The sequence below is a fragment of the Pseudomonas sp. NY15364 genome (assembly GCF_048068235.1).
GTDB lineage: Bacteria > Pseudomonadota > Gammaproteobacteria > Pseudomonadales > Pseudomonadaceae > Aquipseudomonas > Aquipseudomonas mendocina_D.
Genome location: NZ_JBLUPX010000096.1, coordinates 1 through 521, shown reverse-complemented (window position 1 = coordinate 521; position 521 = coordinate 1). Strand labels below are relative to the sequence as shown.

Here is a 521-nt window from a genome sequence, read left to right as displayed (position 1 = left end):
TGCAGTTGTCGGAGCAGGAAGCGACCATTACCCAAAATCCATTGCTTCAGGTTGCCGAAGGGATGTTCGACGATGGAGCGGCGCCTGACCATCATCTCTGGATGCACCTGCATCCGCTGATGCATGCGCTCGAATGCGGCCTCATGGACATGCCGAGTCACGTGTCGACGTTTAGCCTTGGTGCAGCGTGATTTCAATGGACAAGCCGTGCAGTCGCCGCGTACAGCATAAATGCGCTGTAGGCCGTTTACCTGCTTGAGCGGTAACCATTGGCCTGCAGGGCATTGGTACTGGTCGTTTTCTACGTCGTAGCTGAAGGCGCTGCGATCGAATAGCGGCGTGTCGTCGCCCTTGTTATTTATGCCCCGATTCTCCGGCACATAGGCCGTAATCCCAGCATCATCACACGCCTGAAACTGCTCACCATTGGAGTAGCCCGCATCGGCTGTAACCGTCAGCTCTTCCTGCGCCAGGATCGCCTGGGCAGCCTTGGCCATAGGTTCCAGTTGTTGGTTATCGCT

The 521-nt window shown here is 56.4% G+C and carries 1 protein-coding gene; it reads right to left on the bottom strand.

Features of this window, described 5'->3' with window-relative positions; all coding sequences use genetic code 11:
- The coding region (locus ACNFCJ_RS24130) for a transposase (protein WP_416773901.1) at positions 1-521 on the bottom strand (521 nt) is incomplete at both ends.